The organism is Micromonospora sp. S4605 (assembly GCF_003176715.1).
In the GTDB taxonomy this organism is placed as follows: Bacteria; Actinomycetota; Actinomycetes; order Mycobacteriales; family Micromonosporaceae; genus Micromonospora; species Micromonospora echinaurantiaca.
The window spans coordinates 39,686-62,739 of record NZ_QGSW01000234.1 but is presented as its reverse complement, the minus strand read 5'-3'; the positions used below and the strand labels follow the sequence as shown (position 1 = coordinate 62,739).

General features: G+C 73.9%; 21 protein-coding genes and 1 pseudogene. 13 read left to right on the top strand and 9 right to left on the bottom strand.

Annotation, left to right across the window (positions count from 1 at the left end):
* On the top strand, positions 1 to 477 hold a 477-nt coding region (locus DLJ47_RS20300; RefSeq protein WP_233257922.1), incomplete at its 5' end, for a hypothetical protein.
* 84 nt (positions 478 to 561) lie between these two features.
* Positions 562 to 1,533, top strand: a complete 972-nt coding sequence (locus tag DLJ47_RS20295) for a DNA polymerase domain-containing protein (RefSeq protein ID WP_109901681.1) — start codon at positions 562 to 564, stop codon at positions 1,531 to 1,533.
* A 7-nt stretch (positions 1,534 to 1,540) separates the two neighbouring features.
* On the opposite strand, the gene DLJ47_RS20290 is transcribed toward DLJ47_RS20295, so the two are convergent.
* A complete protein-coding gene (locus tag DLJ47_RS20290; RefSeq protein WP_109901679.1) occupies positions 1,541 to 2,047 on the bottom strand; it encodes an Lrp/AsnC family transcriptional regulator in 507 nt (168 codons plus the stop codon).
* A 72-nt stretch (positions 2,048 to 2,119) separates the two neighbouring features.
* On the opposite strand from DLJ47_RS20290, the gene pdhA reads away from it, so the two are divergent.
* The 4 genes and pseudogenes from pdhA to DLJ47_RS37775 all read left to right on the top strand — a co-directional run bounded on the left by pdhA (position 2,120) and on the right by DLJ47_RS37775 (position 7,509).
* Positions 2,120 to 3,313: a pyruvate dehydrogenase (acetyl-transferring) E1 component subunit alpha gene (gene pdhA, locus DLJ47_RS20285; RefSeq protein ID WP_199235926.1), complete on the top strand. Its 1,194-nt coding sequence runs from the start codon at positions 2,120 to 2,122 to the stop codon at positions 3,311 to 3,313.
* Positions 3,310 to 4,326 (top strand): alpha-ketoacid dehydrogenase subunit beta, encoded by a 1,017-nt coding sequence (locus DLJ47_RS20280; protein WP_199235925.1) that lies wholly within the window; start codon positions 3,310 to 3,312, stop codon positions 4,324 to 4,326. The genes pdhA and DLJ47_RS20280 overlap by 4 nt, the downstream gene beginning before the upstream one ends.
* The gene (locus tag DLJ47_RS20275; protein ID WP_109901673.1) at positions 4,323 to 5,699 is read left to right on the top strand and encodes a dihydrolipoamide acetyltransferase family protein; all 1,377 of its coding nucleotides are present in this window, start codon (positions 4,323 to 4,325) and stop codon (positions 5,697 to 5,699) included. The genes DLJ47_RS20280 and DLJ47_RS20275 overlap by 4 nt, the downstream gene beginning before the upstream one ends.
* A gap of 131 nt (positions 5,700 to 5,830) precedes the next feature.
* Positions 5,831 to 7,509, top strand: a pseudogene (locus DLJ47_RS37775) (right-handed parallel beta-helix repeat-containing protein).
* 67 nt (positions 7,510 to 7,576) lie between these two features.
* On the opposite strand, the gene DLJ47_RS20265 reads toward DLJ47_RS37775, so the two are convergent.
* Both DLJ47_RS20265 and DLJ47_RS20260 read right to left on the bottom strand, forming a co-directional pair.
* Positions 7,577 to 9,664 carry a PQQ-dependent sugar dehydrogenase gene (locus DLJ47_RS20265; protein WP_109901671.1) on the bottom strand — a complete coding sequence of 696 codons (2,088 nt, stop codon included), beginning with the start codon at positions 9,662 to 9,664 and terminating at the stop codon, positions 7,577 to 7,579.
* Positions 9,665 to 9,689: 25 nt separating this feature from the next.
* Positions 9,690 to 10,640 carry a sugar phosphate isomerase/epimerase family protein gene (locus tag DLJ47_RS20260; RefSeq protein WP_109901669.1) on the bottom strand — a complete coding sequence of 317 codons (951 nt, stop codon included), beginning with the start codon at positions 10,638 to 10,640 and terminating at the stop codon, positions 9,690 to 9,692.
* Between the two features lie 699 nt (positions 10,641 to 11,339).
* Between DLJ47_RS20260 and DLJ47_RS20255 the strand changes: the two genes are divergently transcribed.
* Positions 11,340 to 12,602 carry a L,D-transpeptidase gene (locus tag DLJ47_RS20255; RefSeq protein ID WP_109901667.1) on the top strand — a complete coding sequence of 421 codons (1,263 nt, stop codon included), beginning with the start codon at positions 11,340 to 11,342 and terminating at the stop codon, positions 12,600 to 12,602.
* Positions 12,603 to 12,692: 90 nt separating this feature from the next.
* Here the strand turns inward: DLJ47_RS20255 and DLJ47_RS20250 are convergent, their stop codons facing one another.
* Entirely contained in the window at positions 12,693 to 13,712 is a 1,020-nt protein-coding gene (locus DLJ47_RS20250) for an SMP-30/gluconolactonase/LRE family protein (RefSeq protein WP_109901665.1), read from the bottom strand.
* A gap of 162 nt (positions 13,713 to 13,874) precedes the next feature.
* On the opposite strand from DLJ47_RS20250, the gene DLJ47_RS20245 reads away from it, so the two are divergent.
* Positions 13,875 to 14,225 carry an STAS domain-containing protein gene (locus DLJ47_RS20245; protein WP_109901663.1) on the top strand — a complete coding sequence of 117 codons (351 nt, stop codon included), beginning with the start codon at positions 13,875 to 13,877 and terminating at the stop codon, positions 14,223 to 14,225.
* 60 nt (positions 14,226 to 14,285) lie between these two features.
* On the opposite strand, the gene DLJ47_RS20240 is transcribed toward DLJ47_RS20245, so the two are convergent.
* Together DLJ47_RS20240 and DLJ47_RS20235 are read right to left on the bottom strand one after the other, a co-directional pair.
* A complete protein-coding gene (locus DLJ47_RS20240) occupies positions 14,286 to 14,678 on the bottom strand; it encodes an FKBP-type peptidyl-prolyl cis-trans isomerase (RefSeq protein WP_109901661.1) in 393 nt (130 codons plus the stop codon).
* Between the two features lie 249 nt (positions 14,679 to 14,927).
* A complete protein-coding gene (locus DLJ47_RS20235) occupies positions 14,928 to 15,485 on the bottom strand; it encodes a DoxX family membrane protein (protein WP_199235922.1) in 558 nt (185 codons plus the stop codon).
* 214 nt (positions 15,486 to 15,699) lie between these two features.
* On the opposite strand from DLJ47_RS20235, the gene DLJ47_RS20230 reads away from it, so the two are divergent.
* Together DLJ47_RS20230 and DLJ47_RS20225 are read left to right on the top strand one after the other, a co-directional pair.
* Complete coding sequence (locus tag DLJ47_RS20230) at positions 15,700 to 16,395, top strand: CBS domain-containing protein (RefSeq protein ID WP_109901657.1); 696 nt, start codon at positions 15,700 to 15,702, stop codon at positions 16,393 to 16,395.
* Positions 16,396 to 16,625: 230 nt separating this feature from the next.
* Positions 16,626 to 17,510 carry a TerC family protein gene (locus tag DLJ47_RS20225; RefSeq protein WP_199235924.1) on the top strand — a complete coding sequence of 295 codons (885 nt, stop codon included), beginning with the start codon at positions 16,626 to 16,628 and terminating at the stop codon, positions 17,508 to 17,510.
* Between the two features lie 11 nt (positions 17,511 to 17,521).
* Here the strand turns inward: DLJ47_RS20225 and DLJ47_RS20220 are convergent, their stop codons facing one another.
* Positions 17,522 to 18,250, bottom strand: coding sequence for a helical backbone metal receptor (locus DLJ47_RS20220; protein WP_109901653.1), 729 nt, complete (start codon positions 18,248 to 18,250; stop codon positions 17,522 to 17,524).
* Between the two features lie 164 nt (positions 18,251 to 18,414).
* Here DLJ47_RS20220 and DLJ47_RS20215 point away from each other — a divergent pair, with 164 nt between their 5' ends.
* The gene (locus tag DLJ47_RS20215) at positions 18,415 to 19,134 is read left to right on the top strand and encodes a phytanoyl-CoA dioxygenase family protein (RefSeq protein WP_109901651.1); all 720 of its coding nucleotides are present in this window, start codon (positions 18,415 to 18,417) and stop codon (positions 19,132 to 19,134) included.
* A 51-nt stretch (positions 19,135 to 19,185) separates the two neighbouring features.
* Here the strand turns inward: DLJ47_RS20215 and DLJ47_RS20210 are convergent, their stop codons facing one another.
* Positions 19,186 to 19,779: a GNAT family N-acetyltransferase gene (locus DLJ47_RS20210; RefSeq protein ID WP_109901649.1), complete on the bottom strand. Its 594-nt coding sequence runs from the start codon at positions 19,777 to 19,779 to the stop codon at positions 19,186 to 19,188.
* A gap of 169 nt (positions 19,780 to 19,948) precedes the next feature.
* Between DLJ47_RS20210 and DLJ47_RS20205 the strand changes: the two genes are divergently transcribed.
* Positions 19,949 to 20,818: a hypothetical protein gene (locus DLJ47_RS20205; protein ID WP_109901687.1), complete on the top strand. Its 870-nt coding sequence runs from the start codon at positions 19,949 to 19,951 to the stop codon at positions 20,816 to 20,818.
* A gap of 313 nt (positions 20,819 to 21,131) precedes the next feature.
* The gene (locus tag DLJ47_RS36355) at positions 21,132 to 22,421 is read left to right on the top strand and encodes a hypothetical protein (RefSeq protein WP_199235921.1); all 1,290 of its coding nucleotides are present in this window, start codon (positions 21,132 to 21,134) and stop codon (positions 22,419 to 22,421) included.
* Positions 22,422 to 22,579: 158 nt separating this feature from the next.
* Here the strand turns inward: DLJ47_RS36355 and DLJ47_RS20190 are convergent, their stop codons facing one another.
* Positions 22,580 to 22,924: a histone-like nucleoid-structuring protein Lsr2 gene (locus tag DLJ47_RS20190; protein WP_109901647.1), complete on the bottom strand. Its 345-nt coding sequence runs from the start codon at positions 22,922 to 22,924 to the stop codon at positions 22,580 to 22,582.
* Between the last annotated feature and the right edge of the window lie 130 nt (positions 22,925 to 23,054).

Sequence of the window (23,054 nt, the reverse complement as noted above, 5' to 3'; positions counted from 1 at the left end):
CCGGCCCGACCGTGCGCGGCCGCCGCCGCCGGCCCGCCCGGCCTCGCCGACCACGCTCCGTGTCCGGGGCAGCGGCACGGCGTCCCGACCGTGCACAATGGCCGTCCCGGACGGCGGCGCCGCCGTCGGGAGACGGAGGTGGGGTCGGCGATGACGGTCGTCCGTGGTCTGCGCGAGGCGCTGGTGCTCTTCGTCATCGCCCTGGTGGTGGTCGCCGCCGCCGCGGGCATCTGGGTGGCGGTCGCCGGCGGCGACTTCGTCACCCGCTTCGGCATCGCGCTGGTGGTCGTCGGCGCCCTGCTCGGGGTGACCGGCGACCTGACCCTGAGCCGGATCGGCATGCTCGACGCCCGGACCACCTTCGGGCTCGCGCCCGAACAGGAGACCGGCGGCGGCGGGCGGGTGCTCACCGGCGTCGGGATCTTCCTCTTCGTCGGACTGCCGCTGATCGTCGTCGGCATCCTGCTGGTCGCCTGAGCCGAGCCAGCCGAGCCGCGCCGGCGCCGGTCGCGCTCGGCGCGCTGCCCCCGGCGCGGGCCGCTCGCCGCTACGGTGTGAGGCGTGGCGACGGCGGCCGAGGAGATCGAGGTGGGGGAGCGGGTCGTCCGCGTCTCCAGCCCGGACAAGCCCTACTTCCCCGAGCTCGGGCTGACCAAGCTCGACGTGGTGCGCTACTTCCTGGCCGTCGGCGACGGCATCCTGCGCGCGCTGCGCGACCGGCCGACCATGCTGGAGCGGTGGCCGCGCGGCGTCTTCCCGGGCGCGAAGATCGGCACCCGGCAGGACAACCGCGGTGACGCCTTCTACCAGAAGCGGCTGCCGGCGGGGGCGCCCGACTGGGTCCGCACCGCGCACATCACCTTCCCCAGTGGCCGGACGGCCGACGAGGTGGCGCCGAGCGAGCTGGCGGTGGTGATCTGGGCGGCCAACCTCGGCACGCTGCGGTTCCACCCGTGGCCGGTCTCCGCCGCCGACGTGGAGCGCCCCGACCAGCTCCGGATCGACCTCGACCCGATGCCGGGGGTGGGCTTCGACCAGGTGGTGCCGGTGGCCCACGAGGTGCGGGCGTTCCTCGCCGAGCTGGGCCTGACCGGCTACCCGAAGACCACCGGCGGGCGGGGCCTGCACATCTACCTCTCCATCGAGCCGCGGTGGAGCTTCGGCGACTGCCGGCGGGCGGTGCTGGCGCTGGGCCGCGAGATGCAACGCCGGTTGCCGGACCTGGTCACCACCACCTGGTGGCGCGAGCAACGGGACCGCCCGGTTTTCGTCGACTACAACCAGATGTCCCGGGACCACACCATGGCCTCGGCGTACTCCATCCGGCCCACCGCGCGGGCGCTGGTGTCCGCGCCGCTGGACTGGTCCGAGCTGGACGACGCGCGGCCGGAGGACTTCGACGTGCCGTCGATGCCAGCCCGGTTCGCCGAGCGCGGCGACCCGCACGCCGGCCTGGACGAGCGGCGGTTCTCGCTGGAGCCGCTGCTGGAACTGGCCGACCGGGAAGGCCTGGAGGCGCCGCCCGAGCGCTGACGGCAACTCACGCCCAGGGGCTGCGCTCGCCGTCGAACTCCTCGAAGACCAGCCAGGTGCGGGTGGAGAGCACCCCGGCGATGCTCTGCACCCGGTTGAGCACCACGTCCCGCAGGGTGGCGTTGTCCGGCGCGCGGACCAGCGCCAGCACGTCGTGGTCGCCGCCGAGCAGCGCCGCGTGCTCGATGTAGCGCACCCGGGCCAGCTCCGCGGAGACCTCCCGCCAGGTGTTCTGCTCGATCTTCAGCGCGATGTACGCCGAGGTGCCCAGCCCGGCGGCCTCCGGCGCCACCCGGGCCCGGAAGCCGGTGATCACCCCGTCGCGCAGCAGCCGCTCGACCCGCGCGTACGCGTTGGTGCGCGAGACGTGCACCCGCTCGGCCAGCGTGCGCACCGAGGTGCGCCCGTCCCGGACCAGCTCGTCCAGGATCCGCCGGTCCACCTCGTCGAGCGGTCGGGCCGATCGTCCCGTTCCGGCCGTCGGGTCCACCCCCGGCCCGGATTCCTGGCTCACCGTGACGCCTCCCGCCTGCCATCCGTCCCGCAATCGCCGGGGATCTTGAGTCAATCATCCGACAGCAGGAGCATAGGCCCACCACACGTCCAGGAGGTCCCCGCCGTGACGACCACACCCCAGGCGGTCCGCAGGGCATCCACCCGCCGGTCGACCACCCCGCCCGACCCGGCCCGTGGGCTGCTGCCGGCCGCCGAGCCGGTACGCCTGCTCGACCCGGCCGGCACACCGCTGCCCGCCCGCGCCGACTACCCCGAACCGCCCGCCGCCGCGCTGGCCGAGCTGTACCGCCGGATGGTGATCGGCCGCCGGTTCGACGTCCAGGCCACCGCCCTGACCAAGCAGGGCCGGCTGGCCGTCTACCCGTCCTCGCGGGGCCAGGAGGCCTGCCAGGTCGGTGCGATGCTGGCGCTGCGCGACACCGACTGGGTCTTCCCGACCTACCGCGAGTCGATGGCGTTGGTCTCCCGCGGGCTCGACCCGGTCGAGGTGCTCACCCTGCTGCGCGGCGACTGGCACTGCGGGTACGACCCGGCCGCCCGGCGCACCGCGCCGCAGTGCACCCCGCTGGCCACCCAGTGCGTGCACGCCGCCGGGCTCGCCTACGGCGAGGCGTACCAGGGGCGGGACACCGTGGCGCTGGCGTTCATCGGCGACGGCGCCACCAGCGAGGGCGACTTCCACGAGGGGATCAACTTCGCCGCCGTGTTCCGGGCGCCGGTGGTCTACTTCGTGCAGAACAACCGGTACGCGATCAGCGTCCCGCTGTCCCGGCAGACCGCCGCCCCGTCGCTGGCGTACAAGGGCGTCGGCTACGGGGTGCCCAGCGAGCAGGTCGACGGCAACGACCCGGTCGCCGTGCTCGCCGTGCTCACCCGCGCGGTGGCGCACGCCCGGGCCGGCAACGGGCCGTTCCTGGTCGAGGCGCACACCTACCGGATGGAACCGCACACCAACGCCGACGACGCCACCCGCTACCGGGACGGCGCCGAGGTCGACGCCTGGCGGGACCGGGACCCGATCGCCCGGCTGGAGACCTACCTGCGCGAGCGCGGCGTGCTGGACGAGGCGGCCGTCGCGGCGGTCGCCGCCGAGGCCGAGGAGTACGCGGCCGACCTGCGGGCCCGGATGAACGCCCAGCCGACCGTCGACCCGCTGAGCCTGTTCGACCACGTCTACGCCGAGCCGACCCCGCAGCTGGTCGAGCAGCGGGAGCAGGTCCGCGCCGAACTGGCCGCCGACCGGGACGCCGAGGGGGAGCACTGATGGCCACCACCATGGCGAAGGCGCTCAACGCCGCGCTCGCCGACGCGCTGGCCGCCGACGACCGGGTGGTCGTCTTCGGCGAGGACGTCGGGCAGCTCGGCGGCGTCTTCCGGATCACCGACGGGCTGCTGGCCCGGTTCGGCGACAAGCGCTGCTTCGACACCCCGCTGGCCGAGGCCGGCATCGTCGGCTTCGCGGTCGGCCTGGCCATGTCCGGGCTGCGCCCGGTGGTCGAGATGCAGTTCGACGCGTTCGCCTACCCGGCGTTCGAGCAGATCGCCTCGCACGTGGCGAAGCTGCGCAACCGCACCCGGGGCGCGCTCAGCGTGCCGATCGTGATCCGGGTGCCGTACGCCGGCGGGATCGGCGGGGTCGAGCACCACTGCGACTCCAGCGAGGCCTACTACGCGCACACCCCCGGCCTGAAGGTGGTCACCCCGGCCACCGTCGAGGACGCGTACTCGCTGCTGCGCGAGGCGATCGCCGATCCCGACCCGGTCGTCTTCATGGAGCCGAAGAAGCTCTACTTCTCCAGCGCCGAGGCGCAGCTGCCGGCGCGTACCGAGCCGTTCGGCCGGGCGGTCGTGCGCCGGCCCGGCCGCGACGCCACCCTGGTGGCGTACGGGCCGGCGGTGCCGGTCGCGCTGGAGGCCGCCGAGGCCGCCCGCGAGGAGGGCTGGGACCTGGAGGTGGTGGACGTGCGCAGCATCGTGCCGTTCGACGACGCCACGGTCACCGCCTCGGTCCGGCGCACCGGACGCTGCGTGGTGATCCAGGAGGCGCAGGGCTTCGCCGGGGTGGGCGCCGAGATCGCCGCCCGGGTGCAGGAGCGCTGTTTCCACGCCCTGCACGCCCCGGTGCTGCGGGTCAGCGGGCTGGACATCCCGTACCCCGCGCCGATGCTGGAGCACACCCACCTGCCCGGGGTGGACCGGGTGCTGGACGCGGTGGCCCGCCTGCAGTGGGACGACCAGCCCGACCCGCGCTGGCTCGCGGAAGGCAGTGCGGCATGACCACCGTCGACGGGGTCCGGGTGTTCCTCCTGCCCGACCTGGGCGAGGGGCTGACCGAGGCGGAGATCGTCGAGTGGCGGGTCGCCGTCGGCGACACGGTCGGCGTGGACCAGACAGTGGTCGAGGTGGAGACCGCCAAGGCCGTCGTCGACGTGCCCTGCCCGTACGCCGGCCGGGTGGTGGCCCTGCACGGCGCGGCGGGTGAGGTCCGCCCGGTCGGCCAGCCGCTGATCACCATCGCCCCGCTGGACGCCGACGCGGCGCCGGCCGGCGGCGGCGAACCCGCCGGCCACGCCACCTACCGGGAGGAGGAGCGGGCCGGCTCCGGCAACGTGCTGATCGGCTACGGCACCGGCCACGGCGGATCCCGGCGGCGGCGCCGGCCCCGGCTCGCGGTCGCCCCGCAGCCCGTGGCCGCGCCGCCCGCCCCGGCACCCGCCGCCGCTACCGCGCCGGGCGCGCCGGCCACCCTGGTCATCTCGCCGATCGTGCGCCGGCTGGCCCGCGAGCACGGCCTGGACCTGGCCACGCTGCGTGGCACCGGGCCCGGTGGAGTGGTCCGCCGGGCCGACGTCGAGGCCGCGGTGGCCGCGGCGGCGCCCGCCCGGCTGGCCGCGGTGCCGGACCGTCCGGAGCCGGCCGACCCGCCGGCGCACGTCGGGCTCGCTCCGGCCGACGCCGGCGACGTGGTGGTCCCGCTGACCGGCATCCGCAAGGCGATCGCCGACAAGCTGTCCCGCAGCCGGCGGGAGATCCCCGAGGTGACCATCTGGGTGGACGTGGACGCCACGGCGCTGCTGGAGACCCGGGCGGCGATCAACGCGGCGACCCCGGACGCGCCGGTGAGCATCCTGGCCCTGCTGGCCCGGATCTGTCTGTCCGGGCTGCGCCGCTACCCGCAGCTCAACGCCCGGGTGGACACCGAGGGGCAGCGGATCGTCCAGTCCGCCGGGGTGCACCTGGGTATCGCCGCGCAGACCGAGCGCGGCCTGGTGGTGCCCGTGGTCCGTGACGCGCAGCGGCTCACCACGGCGGAGCTGGCCGCCGAGCTGACCGCGACGACGGCGGCCGCCCGGGCCGGCACCCTGCCGCCGGCCCGGCTCACCGGCGGCACCTTCACCCTGAACAACTACGGGGTGTTCGGCGTCGACGGTTCCACCCCGATCATCAACCACCCGGAGGCGGCGCTGCTCGGGGTGGGGCGGATCGTGGACAAGCCGTGGGTGGTCGACGGCCAGCTCGCGGTCCGGAAGGTGACCCAGCTCAGCCTCACCTTCGACCACCGGGTCTGCGACGGCGGGGTGGCCGGCGGCTTCCTGCGGCACGTCGCCGACCGCGTGGAGCGGCCGGCGCTGCTGATCGCCAGCGTCTGACCGGCGCCGGCGACCCCGGCCCGATCCGGGCCGGGGGTCGCCGGCGGGCCGTCCGGCCGGCGGCTCGGGCCGGGCGTTTCCCGGCCGACGGACCGGGAAAGCGGGCTGCCCAGTCGCCGAGGGGAGACGACGTGGCGCACCCGGGCATGACCGTGGCTTCCGGCATCCGGCCGCATCCGGTGGCCGGGGCGCCGCTGCTCTGCGACGCCCGCGACCACGGGCTGACCGGCGACGGGGTGACCAACGACCAGCCCGCCCTCGCGGCCCTGGTCGACCTGCTCGGCGACGCGTACGAGGCGGACGGGCGGGCCCGGGTCATCCACTGCCCGCCGGGGGTCTACTCGATCCGGGACGCGGGCACGGTCTGGCGCAGCGGCGTGTCGCTGGTCGGCGCCGGACCGGGGGCGACCCGGTTCGCGCTCAGCAACGCCGGCAACCGGGCCGAGCCGGTGCCGCTGGCCTTCCACACCGCGCAGCTGCACGGCGCGGACCGGGAGCGGCACCTGGCCGACTGCACCTTCGCCGACTTCGAGATCGACGGCTCGCAGGTGGCGTCGGCGGAGTACAGCCCGCTGGCCAAGGGCCTCGGGTTGCAGTACGTGGTCCGCGGCCTGTTCCGCAACCTCTACATCCACCACACCGCGGCCACCGGGCTGGGCTGTGACTTCCTGCAGGACTGCGTGATCGACCGGGTGCTGGTGGTGGGGTGCGGACGGCAGGACAACGGCACCGAGATGGGCGGTGCCGGGATCGGGGTCGGTATCGGCGGGTGGGGCAGCATCGAGCGGCTCGCCATCGTCAACTGCAGCGCGGTGGGCAACGCCACCAACGGCATCTTCCTGGAACTGCAGGAGGCCGGTGGGCTGCGTCCCCGGGGCATCAAGGTGATCGGCTGCCACACCCAGGGCAACCGCTTCGGCATCTCCGACTGGGGCGCCAACGGCCTGATCGTCACCGCCTGCACGATGACCGGCAACCTGGAGGCCGGCTTCCACGTCTCGGCGAAGGGCACCACGCACACCGCCGGGCGGGGCGGCATCCTCACCGACTGCGTGATCGACGGCAACCTGCGCGACGGGATCAGCATCGGCAACACTCCGGGCCGTACACCATCCGGGGCAACCGGGTCAGCGGCAACGGCCGGCACGGCTACCACCAGCGCAGCCTCGGCGCGGCGGGGCAGGAGGTGGCCGAGGAGATCGTCATCGAGAGCAACGACTTCTACGGCAACAGCGGCGACGCGATCCGCTTCGATCGGCCGGTCCGGGACGCGATCGTGATGGACAACCGGATCCGCAACAACGGCCGGCAGGTGGCGCCGGCGATGACCGGGCACGGCGACTCGGTGCGGTACAGCGAGAAGTCCGTGGTGGACCGGACGGCGACCTGGCCGAACGACGGGCACCGGGGAAAGGTGGTGCGGGTCGGCCGGGCGATCGCGGTGGTGGCGGCGAACGACGCCGACACGCTGACCCTGGCGCCGATCCGGCCCGGCGCGTTCACCGCCTGGAGCGGGGACACCCCGAAACCGGGGACGCCGTACGAGCTGCCGTCCGCGCCGCCGGTGCGGGCCGGGATCACGGTCAACGCGGACCTCACCTCGGCGACCGTGCGGGGCAACCGGATCTGGGACAACCGTGGCCCGGCCACCCAGACCCACGGAATCTGGATCACCGACCAGGGCTGCTGCGTGGACTGCCGGGTGGTGGACAACGACCTGGCCGGCAACGTCGACGCCGCCGTCCGCGCGGACACCCCGCCGGTCGGTGGCCGGTGGGAACGCAACTACGGCCACGACGACGAGGGGTGATGCCGCCGGGCGCCCACCGGCGGCCGGCGGCGGACCCGGTCGCCCGGGCCCGCCGCCGGCTCGGCCGTCAGGACGCCGACGGGTACAGCACCACCGTGGCGGTGCCGGTCTGCGGCGGTACGTCCGGCTCGGTCGGCGCGTCGGTGTACTCGGCGACGAAGACCGCCGACAGGTTGGGCGCGCCGCCGTGTCCACCGTCGACGAAGGTGGCGATGCTGCCGGTGCAGCCCGAGGCGGTCGACAGCGGATGCCCGTGCTCGTCGTGCCCGAGGATGTAGGTGACCCGCACCCGCGAGCAGTCCACCGGCCGGTCGTCGGTGACCTTCACCTGGAACGCGACGGTCTGCCCGAACTCGAACGGCTGACCGGCGACCGGGCTGACGAACTCGACGATCGGCGCCCGCGGCCCGATCAACAGCGGCAGGGTGGCCGCGGCGGACCGGCCGGTGCGGTCGGTGACCTTCAGCGTCGGCTGGTACGAGCCGTTGCTCTGGTACGTCCAGCTCGGGTTCGGCTCGGTGGAGTCGACCGAGCCGTCGGCGTCGAAGTCCCAGGCGTAGCGCAGCGGGTCACCGTCCGGGTCGACCGTCCCGGCGCTGGAGAAGGTGACAGTGAGCGGCGCCTGCCCGGCGGTCGGGTCCGCGCTGATCTTCGGGATCGGGGTCCGGTTGCCCCGCACGAAGTCGATCCGGGACAGTTGGGCGTCCGGGTTCTCCGCGAAGTACCCGTCGCCGTACTCCAGCACGTAGAGCGCGCCGTCGGGGCCGAACTCCAGGTCCATCGGGTTGTCCACCACCAGCGAGGGCACCACCGGCCGGATGTCGGCGACCTCGCCGGCCCGGTCGAGCCGGAACTCCTTGACGTAGTCGCGGGTCCACTCGTAGAACAGCGGAACGCCGTCGTAGTAGGCGGGCCACCTCACCCGCGAGGTGCTGCGCCCGTCGTAGTCGTACGCCGGGCCGGCCATCGGGCCGATCCCGCCGGTGCCGAGCTGCGGGAACTCGCCGGAGGGCGCGGACGGGTACCAGACCTGCGGCGCCTCGACCGGCGGCAGCCGGCGCTGCCCGGTGTTGTGCGGCGAGTCGTTCACCGGCCGCCGGCAGTCGAAGTATCCGCCGGGGGTGCCGGTGGCGAAGTCGTAGTCGCGGTACGGCATGGTCGGCGTGACGCAGTACGGCCAGCCGTAGTTGGCCGGCTTGTCCACCAGCATCCAGCGGCCGTGTCCGGCCGGCCCCCGGTCCGGGTCCGCCGAACCGGCGTCCGGGGAGTAGTCGGCGAGGTAGACGTCGTCGGTGCGCCGGTCGACGGCGAACCGGAACGGGTTGCGCAGCCCCATCGCGTAGATCTCGGGCCGGGTCTTCGGGGTGCCCGGCCGGAACAGGTTCCCCGGCGGGACGCGGTAGCCGCCACCCGGCTTGACCCGGATCCGCAGCAGCTTGCCGCGCAGGTCGTTGGTGTTCGCCGAGGTGCGCTGGGCGTCGAAGGCCGGGTTCCGGTCGGCGCGCTCGTCGATCGGGGTGTAGCCGTCGGAGAAGAACGGGTTGGTGTCGTCGCCGGTGGACAGGTACAGGTTGCCCGCGCTGTCGAAGTCGATCTGCCCGCCGACGTGGCAGCAGATCCCCCGGTCGGTGGGCACGTCGATGATCTTCTGCTCGGTACGCAGATCGAGCCGCATCCCGTCCAGCTTGAACCGGGACAGCCGCAGCACCCCGCGGAACCGCTGCCAGTCCGCTTCGGTGCCGACCAGCGGTGCGTCGCCCTCGTTGACGTCCGGGGTCGCCGGATCGTCGACGGGGGTGTCCATCGGCGGGGAGTAGTACAGGTAGACCCACTTGTTGCGGGTGAAGTCCGGGTCGATGGCGATGCCCTGCAGGCCCTCCTCGTCGTGCTCGTACACGGGCACGTCGGCGGCGAGCGTGTTCAGCCCGGTACGCGGATCGTGGATGCGGACCTCGCCGGTCCGGGAGGTGTGCAGCACCCGCAGATCGGGCAGGACGGCGAGGCTCATCGGCTCGCCCGGGTAGTCGTTGAGTGTGACCTTCTGGAAGCTGCTGTCCGGAGGCGCGGCGGCGGGCGCGGCGGCGACCGGCGCGGCCGGCGCGGTGAGGCCGGCGGCCACCAGCACCAGGGCGGGCAGGAGTGCGGCTCTTCTCATCTGGGCGGTCCCCCGAGGTCGTGGCTCAGTAACGGAGTGAGGAGAGGTAGGCGTAGCCGACCCGGGCGGTGTCGAGGGCGTCGGCGGGGGCGCGCGGCGGGGTGCCCGCGTCGTCGCGCTCCACGATGTACTCCTCGATCCCGGCCTCCCGGGCGTTCCCGAAGATCCGGCCGAAGTCGATCAGGCCGTCGCCGAGGTCGGCGAAGCTGGCGTTGTGGTCCATGTCCTTGACGTGCACCTGGCGGATCCGGCCGTGGTGCGCGCGGATCACGTCGACCGGGTCCCGGGTGCCGCGCCAGGTCCAGAACAGGTCCAGTTCGAAGTGGACCAGCCGGGGGTCGGTCTCGGCGGCCAGGATCTCGAACCCGGTCCGCCCGTCGGTCAACGGCACGAACTCCAGCTGGTGGTTGTGGTAGCCGAACCGCAGCCCGGCCCGCTCGGCCAGCCGCCCGGCGCGGTTCAGGTCCCGGGCCAGTGCCCGGTAGCGCTGGGGGTCGCGGATCGGCCGGCCCTCGGCGTCCAGCCCGAACCAGGGGTGGACCAGGTACCGGCAGCCCACCGTGTTGGTGTCGGCGAGCACCTGCTCCCACGCGTCCGGGTCGAACGGCTGCGGGATGCCGACGTGCCCGGAGGTGGCCCGCAGTCCGGCGTCGTCGAGGGCGGCCCGGAACTCGGCGGCCGTCCGTCCGACGTAGCCGGCGTGCTCGACCCGGCGGTAGCCGATCCGCCGCAGCGCGGCGAGCGTGCCGGGCAGGTCGGCGGCGAGCTGGTCGCGCAGCGTGTACAGCTGGATGCTGATCCGGTCGGTCGGGACCCGGCCTCGGCCGTGCGCCGGGCCGGAGTGGGCCGCGGCGGGCGTGCCGAGCAACCCGGCGGCGCCGACCGCGGCGGCCGAGACGGTGGCGGCGCGCAGCACGCCGCGACGGCTGACCGACTCCGGGCCGGACGCCGGTGGTCGGGAGGCGAGTTCGTCCATGGTGCTGGTCCTTCCTGCCGGGCGTTGCGGACCCGGCCGTTCGGGCCGACCGGCCGTCCGCCGGGCACGCCGGACCGGCCGGGCGTGGGCCCGGCGCGGTGGTCGCGGTCAGCACGCGGCGGCGCCGCCCGTCCGTCGGGGCGGGGTTGCCGCCCGGAAGGCGGGGGCAACGGATCGACCTATGGACAACTTTGTATCTGATTGGCCACCGTACCCTTATCGATGAGCGAAGGCAAAGCTTCGCCGGGACTGACGAAACTTCTGCTCGCTCCGACAAAAGACGGCGCTGGTCCGCGTGCACGCGGCGGCCGGGACGGGCGTGTCGTGGCCGGGCGGGCACCGCCCCCACAGGCGTGATACCTCAGAGTCATCAATATGCCGGTAAGTCATCACGCTGTCGGGCGACTGGTCCGCGCCGGCCCGAGGCAACCCGCCCGGGCGGTGCAGATCGGGCAGACCCGACGGCGGTGGCGAAGTGGGCGGCGGGGTCCCGGTCGAGGATGCAGGGGACAGCCCGGCCACGGGTAGCCGAACGGGCGTATCCGGCGCGCGAACCGGCTCCCAGCCCAATTACCGGCTATCGGGCACACGCCGGGAAATGGGCCGCAAATTGCTTTCCGAATCCGTCGAAATTGCGCGGCCGGCGGCTACCGACGGCGAGAATGTGACGAAGGGAAGCCGTAAACGGGGGGACGCATCATGGAGTTGAGGCGGCGATTGACGCTGCTGGCGGTGAGCATCGCGGCCACACCGTTGGTCCTGGGTGGCTGCACCGCGGACCGCAAGGGCGCCGAGTCGGCCAACGGCCGATCGGCCCCGCCGGAGGTGAGCCTGACACCCACCGACCGGGCCCGGGACGTCCCGATCAGTGCCGAGGTGGGCACCACCGTCAAGGGTGGTCGGGTCACCGCGGTGCGGATCACCGACGACAAGGGCAAGGACGTCAAGGCGGAGCCGCGGGAGGACGGCTCGGGCTGGGTGCCGAGCACGCCGTTGCAGCCGAAGCGGACGTACACCGCGGAGGTGACCGCCACCGGCGACTCGGGTGCCACCACCACCCGGAAGACCACCTTCACCACCATGCCGAAATCGTCGAAACCGGCGATCACCAGCACCTTGTATTTCGCCGGTAATCGGACGTACGGCACCGCGATGCCGGTAACCGTCGCGTTCGACCCGCCCATTCCGAAAGAGGCCAGAGCGGATGTGCAGCGGCGCCTGTTCGTGAAGACGAACCCACCGCAGCCGGGTGCCTGGTCCTGGGTGTCCGACGGTAGCCAGGTCTATTACCGGGCGCCCGATTTCTGGCGGCCGGGCACCACGATCAGTGTCCGGGCGGGGCTGGAGGGTCTGCCGATCGGCAAGGAGCACGTCGGCGACGAGGACCGGCGGGCCACCTCGAAGATCGGCCGCCAGGTGTCGCTGGAGATCGACAACGCCACCAAGCAGATGTCGGTGGCGCGTGACGGCAAGGTCGTTCGCAAGATCCCGGTCAGCATGGGCAAGCCGAGCACGCCGACGTCCAGCGGCAAGATGGTGATCATGGAGAAGCACGAGTTCACCACGTTCGACACCCGGGGTTCGGCCGACCCCTACGTGGTCGACGTCGAGGACGCGCAGCGGCTCACCTGGGGCGGCGAGTTCATCCACGCGGCGCCGTGGTCGGTGGGGGACCAGGGCAACACCAACGTCTCGCACGGCTGCACCAACGTCTCGAACGAGGCCGCGGACTGGTTGATGCGCGTCACCCAGGTCGGTGACCTGGTCACCATCAAGGGCACCGAGGTCGAGTTGACCGAGGGCAACGGCTGGACCGCGTGGAACGTCGGCTGGGACGAGTTCGTCAAGGGCAGCGCACTGCCCGTACCGGCCGGGCTGCGGCCGGCGCCCGCCCAGGTGCCACACCCGGGTGCGGTGGCCGGTGGTTCGCCGGCGCCGGTGCCGTCGGTGACCGGCGGCTGATCCAGGGGTACGCCGACCGGCCCGCCACCGTGGCGGGCCGGTCGCGCGGTCCCCGACGCGCCGATCGGCGCGCCGGGGAGCGGCTCGGTCTCAGTGCAGCGGAACCCGGGCCACCCCGGTCGCGGTGAGGCTGCCCAGCCAGAGCTGGTCGCCGTGCTGCCGGACACCGGTGACCATGTGGTACCCGCCGCGCGGGCCGTGCAGCGTACGCAGCACCCGCCCGGCGCCGTCGACCAGCGCGACCAGGCCGTAGCGCAGCGGCTTCGGCTGCACCGCGGCCGGCAGTACCGCGACCAGCTGGCGCAGCCGCGGGTGGGGCAGCAGCCGCTCCATCGCCGCCAGCCGGGGGCTGGGCAGTGCGATCCAGTACGTCCCGTCGCCGACCCCGGTCAGGTTGTCCGGGTACGCCGGCAGGTCGGCCAGCACGGTGACCTCGGCGTCCGGCAGGGTGAGCCGGACCAGCCGGTGGGTGGCGGTCTCCACCAGCATCAGCGCCGACTCGTCCGGGGTCAGCGCGATCCCGTTGGGGAAGTACAGCCCGTCCCGGACCACCTCGGTGCGCCCGGTGCCCGGGTGGTAGGCCAGCACCCGACCGTTGGGCCGATGCTCCAGCAGGTCCCGCTTCCAGTGCGAGACCGGAAAGCGGTACGACGAGTCGGTGAAGTAGACGGTGCCGTCGCGGGCGACGGCGGCGTTGTCGGCCAGGTGCGGACGCGCCCCGATGCCGGTCAGCTCCCCTACTGTTCCGTCCGGGGTGACCCGCAGCAGCCCCCGGTACGCGTCGCAGACCACCAGGCTGCCGTCGCGCGGGTCCAGCTCGATGCCGAGCGGCCGGCCGCCGGTCTCGGCGAGCAGCCGGGGGCGGGTGCCCGGCGGCGCGTCGACCGGCCACCACCAGATCCGGCCGTCCTCGGCGCCGCTGACCAGCCGCCCGGCCGGGTCGACCAGCACGTCCTCCGGGCCGGTGGCCCCGGCGGGCAGGGGCAGCAGCTCGGCGGCGTCGAGCCGGGTGTCGGTCGGGGCCCACGGCCCGTCCAGCGGCGGCGGCACGGTGGCCGGCTCGCGGACCGGACGGATCAGCCAGGGCGCGCGGGGGCGGGGGACGACCATCCGGCCATTCTCGTCCGCCGATGCCGTCCGCGCCGCCCCCGACCGGCCGGCAAGCTCATCCCTGAGGGGGATCCCGGCAGCCTCGGGGTCGAACCCTGGGCGTACCCGGATTCGGCCTGCGGCAGGTCGGAACTGTCAGGGGTGCCGGCTAGATTCGACGGCATGGGACAACGCGACGACCGCCTCCACGTGCAGATCAGCGCGGCTGATCACATGGTGGAGGTGCGGGTGACCGGCGAGGTCGACATCGCCACCGTCGGCGCGTTGCGGTCCGCCCTCTGGTCCGCCCCGGCCCGCTCGGTGCTGCGGGTCGACCTCTCCGGCGTACGCGTGCTCTCGGCCGCCGGGGTGCGCGCGCTGGTCGCCGCGCACCTGCGGATCCGGGCCCGGGGCGGCGAGCTGGTGCTGGTCGGTCCCGACCCGACGGTCCGCCGGGTGCTGCGCGCCACCGGGCTGCACCGGGTCATCCCGATCGTCGACCCGTGTCCCGACCGCGAGCTGGTGGCCTGCTGAGCGAGTCGCGGCCGGGGTCGGCGACGGGTGTCACCGCCCCGGCCGCGCGGGTTCAGCCGATCAGCGGACGCCGAGCAGGTCGACGACGAAGACGAGCGTCTCGCCCGGCTTGATGACGCCGCCGGCGCCCCGGTCGCCGTAGCCCAGGTGCGGCGGGATGGTCAGCCGGCGACGCCCGCCGACCCGCATCCCGACCACGCCCTGGTCCCAGCCGGCGATGACCCGTCCGCCGCCGAGCGGGAACTCGAACGCCTCACCGCGGTTCCACGACGCGTCGAACTCACGGCCGGTGGAGTGCGCCACCCCTACGTAGTGCACGTTGGCCAGCTGACCCGGCCGGGCCTCCGGGCCCTCGCCGACGGTGATGTCCTCGATCACGAGGTCGGCCGGCGGCGCGCCCTCGATCGGACCCACCTCGGGCTTGCCCGGGCGGGCGCCTGCTGCCTGGTTCATTCGCGAGTCTCCTGCCGTACTGGTCGTGATGTCCGGTCACCGCCGATCCTGCCGGATAGCGGCCCGCCGATGCCCGGCGGACCCGCATGCCGCCGCACCACACCCGCGCCGCCCCGCCGGTCAGCCGGGCCGAGCCGCCGCTCAGCCGCGTAGCCCTGTCCGCGGCATGCGGATCGGCGGCGGGCGCACGGATCGGCGGGCGTCACCGGTGGTGACGCCCGCCGAGGGGAGAGGGTTACCGGGTCACGGCTACCGGAGCCAGCCGTACCGCTGGACGATCGGGAGCCGGGCCCACATCCGGCCGAGGCCCCAGGTGTCGCCGGCGTTGACCAGGGCGAGCACCGCGAGCACCGCGGCGTAGATGAGGTGGTCGTCCATGAAGGGGTTGTTCTCGGGGGGCAGCACGGCCGTCCACATCATGACCAGGAGCAGCCCGCCCGCCGCGGCGGCGACGCGCACCCCGATGCCGAGGATGAGCGCGGTGCCGATGGCGGCCAGACCGATCATGAAGAGCCAGTCGGCCCAGGCCGCGCCAGCGATGCCCTGGTAGAAGTCCTGGAACGGGCCGGTGGCGCCGAAGGTGAGGAAGCCCTTGGTCGGGCTGCCCCCGTCGAGCCAGGCGTTCTTCGCCTCGGTGGCCAGGCCCAGACCGAACAGCTTGTCCAGGAAGGCCCAGAGGAAGACCCAGCCCAGCGCCAGCCGGAGGCCGGCGAGCAGGTAGCGGGTGGCCCGCTCCCGGCGGGTCTCGGTCACCGGAGCGGTGGTCTCCACGGTGGTCCGCTTGATCGTCGCGGTCATTGTCTCCACGTCCCTTCCGTGCTTCGCACCGCGCTTCCCGGTGGCATCTCCATTGGACGCCCCGGCCCGGGCTTCGGGTCAGGGCCGACCGGGCCCGAACCGACCGGGACTTTGGACCCCGGTCGCACCGGTCCGCTCGGCCGGGTGGGTACCGGTCCCGCGACCCTGACCCGGCGCCGGAGGCGGCCGTAGCGTCGCAGGTGACAGCGGCGAGGAGGTCGTGATGAGGACATGGCAGGTGGGCGACGTGATGACCCGGGACGTCGCGACGGTGGACGAGGAAACCCCGTACCGGGCGATCGTCGACGTGCTGGTCCGGCGCGGCATCAGCGCCGTGCCGGTGGTGGACCGCTTCCGCCGGGTGCTCGGCGTGGTGTCCGAGGCGGATCTGCTGCACAAGATCGAACGCGCCGGGCACCCGGACGAGCGGCGGGTGTTCGCCGGCCGGCGCCGGCGCAGCGCACGGGAGAAGGCCGACGCGCTGCTGGCCCGGGACCTGATGACCGCGCCGCCGGTGACCACGTACCCGGGCGTGAGTTTGCCCGCCGCCGCCCGGTTGTTGGACCGCGAGCAGGTCAAGCGGCTGCCGGTGCTCGACGACCTGGGCCGGCTGGTCGGCATCGTCACCCGGGGCGACCTGCTGCGGGTGCACCTGCGCACGGACGCCGAGATCCGCGAGGACGTCGTCCAGGAGGTGCTGCGCCGGGTCCTCGCGATCCGGGACGGCCTGGTCACCGTGCGGGTCCGCGACGGCGAGGTGACCCTGGACGGCCGGCTCGACCGGCGTACCGCCGTGGAGCTGGCCGGGCGGCTGGCCGGTCAGGTCAGCGGCGTGGTGCGGGTGACGAACCTGATCGCGTACGACGTGGACGACCACGCCCTGGTCGAGGTGGACGGCCAGGTCACCCCGGTGGCCTGACCGGTTCCCGGGCCGCGGGCCCCGCCCGGGCGGGGCCCGCGGACTTCGCCGGACCACCGTCGGGCGCCGGGCTGCTCGCCTAGGCTCGGTACGACGCGTCTCCGGTGCCGCCGCCGCGCGTCACGCGTGCACAGAGCCGCCGGCACGGATGCGGAGGGCGCCGGGTGGACGAGGCGACGTTCACGGCACCGCCGTGGGCCTGGCTGGCGGTCGCCGGGGTGCTCGCCGTCATGCTCGCGGTGGACATGTTCTCCCACCGCGGCGACCACGTCATCGAACTGCGCGAGGCGCTGGCCTGGAGCGCGGTCTGGATCACCGCCGGGCTCGCCTTCGGCCTGCTGATCTGGCTCTGGCGCGGCGGTGAGCCGGCGCTGGCCTACTACTCGGGCTACCTGCTGGAGAAGGCGTTGTCGGTGGACAACGTCTTCGTCTTCGCGCTGCTCTTCGGCTACTTCCGGGTGCCCGCCGGCTACCAGCACAAGGCGCTGTTCTGGGGCGTGATCGGGGCGCTCGGTTTCCGGCTGGTCTTCATCTTCGCCGGCGCGGAGCTGCTGCACCGGCTGGCCTGGGTCGGGTTCGTCCTGGGCGGCTTCCTGATCTGGACCGGCTGGCGGCTCGCGGTGCGCGGCGAGCCGGACGTCGACCCGGACCACAACATCGCGGTGCGGGTGTTCCGCCGACTGGTGCCGACCGAGCCCCGCTTCCACGGCAACCGCTTCCTCGTGCGGGTACGCGGCCGGCGGCACGCCACCCTGCTGCTGGTGTCGCTGGTCGCCATCGAGGCCACCGACGTGATCTTCGCGATCGACTCGGTGGCCGCGATCCTGGCCATCACCACCAACACCTTCGTCGTCTGGACCGCCACCGCCTTCGCCGTGCTGGGCCTGCGCAGCCTCTACTTCTGCCTGGCCGGCCTGCTGCGCCACTTCGGCTACCTGCGGTACGGGTTGGCAGTGCTGCTGGCCTTCGCCGGGCTGAAGCTGATCCTGTCTGAGACCCCGGTCGGGAAGCTGCCGGTCTGGATCACCCTGGCCGTGGTGGTGCTGATCCTGTCGATCTCGATCGGCTGGAGTGTCGTCACCGCCCGCCGCGAGCGCCGCCACCCGGGAGGCTAGGAGGCCGCTGCTCAGCCGGGCGGGTGGGTCACCGGGCGGGCCAGCTGCCCGGCCAGTACCGCCGGAGCCTCGGCCAGCGACGGGCCGTACCAGGTCAGGTGCCGCCCGGAGAGCAGGGCGCAGGGGACGCCGGGGAACGCCTCCGGCCCGTCCCGCTCGGTGAACCGGTACGGCTCGTCCGGCAGCACCACCAGGTCGAGCGGGTGTGCGCGCAACTCGGCCAGGGCGGGGCGGGGATAACGCTCGGCGTGGCCGGCGTAGACGTTGTGTACGCCGAGCCGGCGCAGCACGTCGCCGGCGAAGGTGTCGGCGCCGAGCACCACCCACGGTTTGCGCCAGACCGGCACCACGGCCCGGGGGGTGGGGAGCGCGGGCGGCTCCGCCCAGGCCCGGCGGGCGGCGAGCAGCCAGTCGGGTTCGGTCGGGGCGCCCAGCTCGGCCAGCAGCGCGGCCAGTTCGGCCAGCGCCGCGTCCACCGTGCGCGGGTAGGTGATCCGCACCGGCACCCCGGCCGCGGTCAGCGCGTCCGCGTCGGCGCGGCGGTTCTCCTCGACGTTGAGCAGCACCACGTCCGGCCGCAGGGCGAGCACCCGGTCCAGGTCCGGGTACTTGCTGCCGCCGACCCGGGCCACGTCCAGCCCCGCCGGGTGGGTGCACCAGTCGGTGGCGCCGACCAGCAGCCCGGGCAGGGTGGCGGCGACCGCCTCGGTCAGCGACGGCACCAGCGACACCACCCGCATCCGCGTACCCCCTCGTGTGCCCGTCGTGGCCGATCATGCCGGACCCGCCGGTCGGGGTCCGTGCCGGCGCCGGCCGGGACGCCCGAGCACCTACCGGCCCGGGCCCACTTGTCAGTGCTCTACAACGTTGGAATACTCGCGGCGACCCCACCAGGAGGATCCCGATGAGGCCCCACTCCGGTCCACCCGCGCCGCGCGCCGGGCAGTCCGACACCCGCGTCGGCACCGACCGGTTCCCCGACGACGACGTGCCCGTCGAGGCGCTCGGCGACCTCTACCGCGACGGCATCACGGCGTGCCCGGGCGCGTTCTCGGTGGACTGGGTGGACCAGGTCGGGGAGGACATCGACGCGGCCTTCCGCGAGGCGCGCTCCCGGCCGGACGGCGCGGTCGGACGAGGCCCGGAGCGCTGGTACGTCGAGATCCACCCGGAACAGCTGCGCGGCTTCGTCGACCTGGTCACCCACCCCTGGGTGGTGGCGGTCTGCCGGGCGGTCCTCGGCCCCGACTACGAGATCGTCGAGCTGGGTTTCGACATCCCGTTCCCCGGTGCGGCCATGCAGCCGTGGCACCGCGATTTCCCGCGCTACGAGCGGCGTGCGGTGCGCAAGTACCCGCGGCGCGGCGACATCTCCGCGCGGTCGGCACTCACCATCCACCGCGGCACCCCGAACGTGTCGTCGTTGGCCCGTCCGGTGCTGGTGCTCGGCGTGGACGCGCCCGGCGCCGGCAACGCGAGCCACCACGACATGGCGGTCACCAGGGGCTACTGGGCCAGCCTGCCCGAGTTGGTCCGCGCCCACCTGCCGTGTCCGGTGGTGGACACCCTGGTGCCCATCCGGCAGAAGCACACCATCGAGGGTTTGGTGATGGGCGCCGAGTGACCCCGGCCGGGCCGCCCCGGTCCGACCAGCGGACCGGGGCGCCGCGGCAGCTCAGGTGGTCCGGCCGGCCGCCGGGCCGACGCGGCCGCGGTCGGCACGCCACTGGTCGCGGGTCAGGGCGTACTCGACCTCGCCGTGCTCGGAGCCGGGAATCGCCTCCGGCCAGTCCCCGTGGTAGGTGCGCACGTGCCGCAGACCCACCTTCTCCATCACCCGGCGCGAGGCCGAGTTGACCGCCATGGTGTTCGCCGTGACCCGCTGCACGCCCAACTCGGTGAAGCCCTTGTCGACCAGGGCCCGGCAGCCCTCAGTGGCCCGGCCGGCGCCCCACGCCGGGCGGCGCAGCCGGTAGCCGAGTTCCACCTCGCGGACGTCGCCGTCCCGGGTCGGGCGGAACTCGAACCAGCCGAGGAAGCCGCCGTCGGCCCGGTCCACGGCCGCCCAGAAGCCGAGGCCCGGCGGCCGCCGGTAGAGCGCGAGGATCGCCGGCAGGGTCCGGTCGCGGACCACCTCCGGCGGGGTGGGGTGGCCGCCGGTCAGATAGCGCATCACCTCGGCGTCGCCGTCCAGTTCGACCAGCAGGTCCGCGTCGGCCTCGGTGAACTCGCGCAGCACCAGCCGCCCGGTGGTGAGGAATACGGTCACCGGCCCATCCCAGCCGGGCACCCCGCACGGCTCAACCGGTTTTGCCCGTTCCCGGCCGGCCCGCGCTGCCCCGTCGGCAGGGCCGACGGGTCGGCCGCACCGACGAGGCGACGACCATGATCGACGGCCTAGACTCGGGCCGGCCCACGGACGACGGATGGATCAGGCGATGACGAGCACCGGTAGTGACCACACCTCCTGGCTGCGCGCGATCCCCACCGACGACGGCCGCGCCCCGGTGCTCACCCGGGCCGGGCAGGTCGTGCACGCCGACCGCCGGATGGGTGACCTGGTGCAGCGCCGTCCGCCGGGCATCACCGGCCACCAGTGGAGCACCGCCATCCGGACGGGCGTGGACTTCGTGGTCTGCGCCGGCGACAGCGGCCGGCCGCTGTTCGCCGTCGAGATCGGCCCGCCCGCGCCGGCCGGCTCCGCGGCCCAGCGCACCGAGCGGATGAAGAACGCGGTCGGCGCGGCCGTCGGCCTGGAGGTGCTGCGGATCGAGTCGCCGACACTGCGGGCCGCCGACCACGGCCGGCGGATCGTGGCGTACGTGATCGACGCGCGCGGGTACGCCGAGGGCGGCCTGCCGGGGGAGACGGCGGTCGGCTTCCGGGACATCCTCGGCCGGCTGCCGGACGGCCGCACCGGGCCCGTCAACGATCTCGGCGCGCTGGCCCGGGCCGCGGCCGTGGAGGCGTACGTGGGCCGTCGGCTGGCCGACCCGATCGTGCGCGGGCTGCACGTGACCTGGAAGGACGGGCCGGCCGAGGGCTGGAGCTGGGTCGAGGTGCGCCCCGGCGCCTGCCTGGTGGAGCGGGTGTCGGTCTGGGAGCACCGATTCTCCTGCGGCGTGGACGCCGCCCGGCTCGCCGAGGACCTGGCGGCGGTCGCCGTCGGCGAGCGGTTGGCCGGGCTGGACGGCGACGCGCCGGCGCTGGTCTCGCGGGACGAGTTGCGCGCCGAGATCCGCGGCCTGCGGGCGCGGCGCGACGAACTGGTGAACGGCTTCGCCTTCGACCACCTCTGCGTGGACTGATTCCTGCTTCCACCGGGCGCGTCCGGGTGCGTTCCGGCGCCGACCGTATCTGCGGTGCGGCCGTCGTGACCAGCCGCGAATTTTTGTCCGATCCGCATTGAACCGTGGCGGCTGCCGCTTCGTACTCCTGCGGGAATGGACAGGATCTCCCCATCCGCGTCACCGGACGCGGGAGACGGTGCGGAAAGGGCATCGTCGGTCGTCGACATGCCACCGGTCCGTCCGGACGGTTTCCGTCGGGGCGTGCCACCTCAATTCCGTCGGTCCGCCGAGGTCACGAATCAAGTACCGGATCGAGAAGGAGTGCAATTCGATGCGCAGGTCCACACGGGCGCGCCGGTCATCCGGTAACGCGCGGAGCAAGCGGTTGCTGGCCGTCGTCGGCACGCTCGCGGTCTTCGGCGGCGTCGTCGCCGTGACCCAGATCTCGTCGGCCGAGGACCGGCGGTCGAACCGGACCCGGCCGGCGGCCGCGGCCTGCGTGGCGCCCAGCCCCGGGGCGACCGCGCCGAGCGGGCGGGACGGCACCACGCGCACCTGGCAGAACGGCCGGTGGGTGCGCAACCACTGGGGCGACGGCCAGCAGACGGTCGAGGAGTGTCAGGACGTCCGCGAGGGCGAGGCGCCCAATGGCGGTTCCGCGGTCGCCTGTCCCGATGTGGCCGGCCAGCTCCCGGAGGTGCCCCGTCGGGCCCGCGCCGAGGTGGAGCGCAACCTGAACCTGCTGCAGACCCAGATCGCCGAGGCCGACCGCCGGCTCGCCGCCGAGGGCGACCGGGGCGAGGCCTTCATCCGCAACGCGATCCTGCAGCCGCTGGCCGGCAAGCGGCGGGCGACGCTGGACCGGATCACCACGGCGATCGACCGGTTCGGGCCGCGTCCGCAGGGGCTGCGCCAGCTCGCCGAGTGCCAGGTGCAGCCGACCGGCAACGGTGGCGGCAACAACGGCGGCGGCAACAACGGCGGCGGCAACAACGGTGGCGGCAACAACGGCGGTGGCGGTAACGACGGTGGCGGTAACGACGGCGGCGGCGGCGACAACGGCGGCCCGGGTGCCGGGCTCGGCGTGCTGGCGAACGACTGCGACGAGAGCCAGCTCCAGCCGCACGACGGCTTCCAGAACGGCAACCGCTGCGTGAGCACCGCGTTCGGCGAGGTCGGCGCCGCGGCGAACAACCCGTCGCTGCTGATCACCGACTTCCCCGAGCAGGTGGGCGCCAACCAGCCGTTCACCCTCCGGGTCTCCACCCGGAACCTGGTCCGGGACCGCTTCCTCGCCGCCGGCCAGGGCGGCTACTACGTGGAGAGCTCGCTGCTCAACGAGCAGGGGCTGGTCCGGGGCCACTTCCACACCGCCTGCCGGATGCTGGACAGCCTCGACCAGCCGCCGGCGCCCCAGGAGGTGCCCGCGTTCTTCGTCGCCACCGAGGACAGCCGCGGCGGCGCCGAGCCGGACGAGGTGACCATCCAGATTCCGGGGCTGCCCGAGTCCGGCATCGCCCAGTGCGCGGTGTGGGCCGGTGACGGGTCGCACCGGATCCCGATGATGGAGCGGGCCAACCAGACCCCGGCCTTCGACGCGGTACGCATCGAGGTCAGCTGACGGAAAGGGCGATCGGGGCGGTGCGCAGGCGGACGCCTCCGCACCGCCCCGACGCGGCGGTCCCGGCGCGCGCCCGGGCGACCCGGGCCCGACAGCGAGCGGCGGGGCCGGGCTGTCCGCCAGCCCGACCCCGCCCGCGGGACCCGCGTCCCGTCCGCTCAGCGGTTCTTGTACGCCTCGACGACCTCGACCGGGATCCGGCCCCGCTCGGAAATCTGGAAACCGTTCTTGACGGCCCATTCCCGGATGGCGCGATTCTGCTCGCGATCCATTCCCGCGCCGGTTCCGCCGGCCCGGCGGGGTGCCCGTCCGGTCTCGGCGGTGCCCCGACCGATCCGCCGGCCGGCGGCGAGGTACGGGTCCAGTGCCTTACGGAGGACTCCCGCGTTCTCGTCGGAGAGGTCGATGGTGTACGCCACGCCGTCGAGACCGAACTCGACCGTCCGGTCGGCCTTTCCGCCGTCGAGATCGTCGGTCAGCACCGTGATTACTTTTCTTGCCATTGCCGATTACTCCCTGTGTGCGGCGGGGTGTGGTCAAAGTTTGACGCATCCCGCGGCGCACCCGCAACAATTCCGCTGTTTTCATTTCGGCGGGTCGTTTCCCGGCGCAAATCGCGGCGACCGGGAAAGC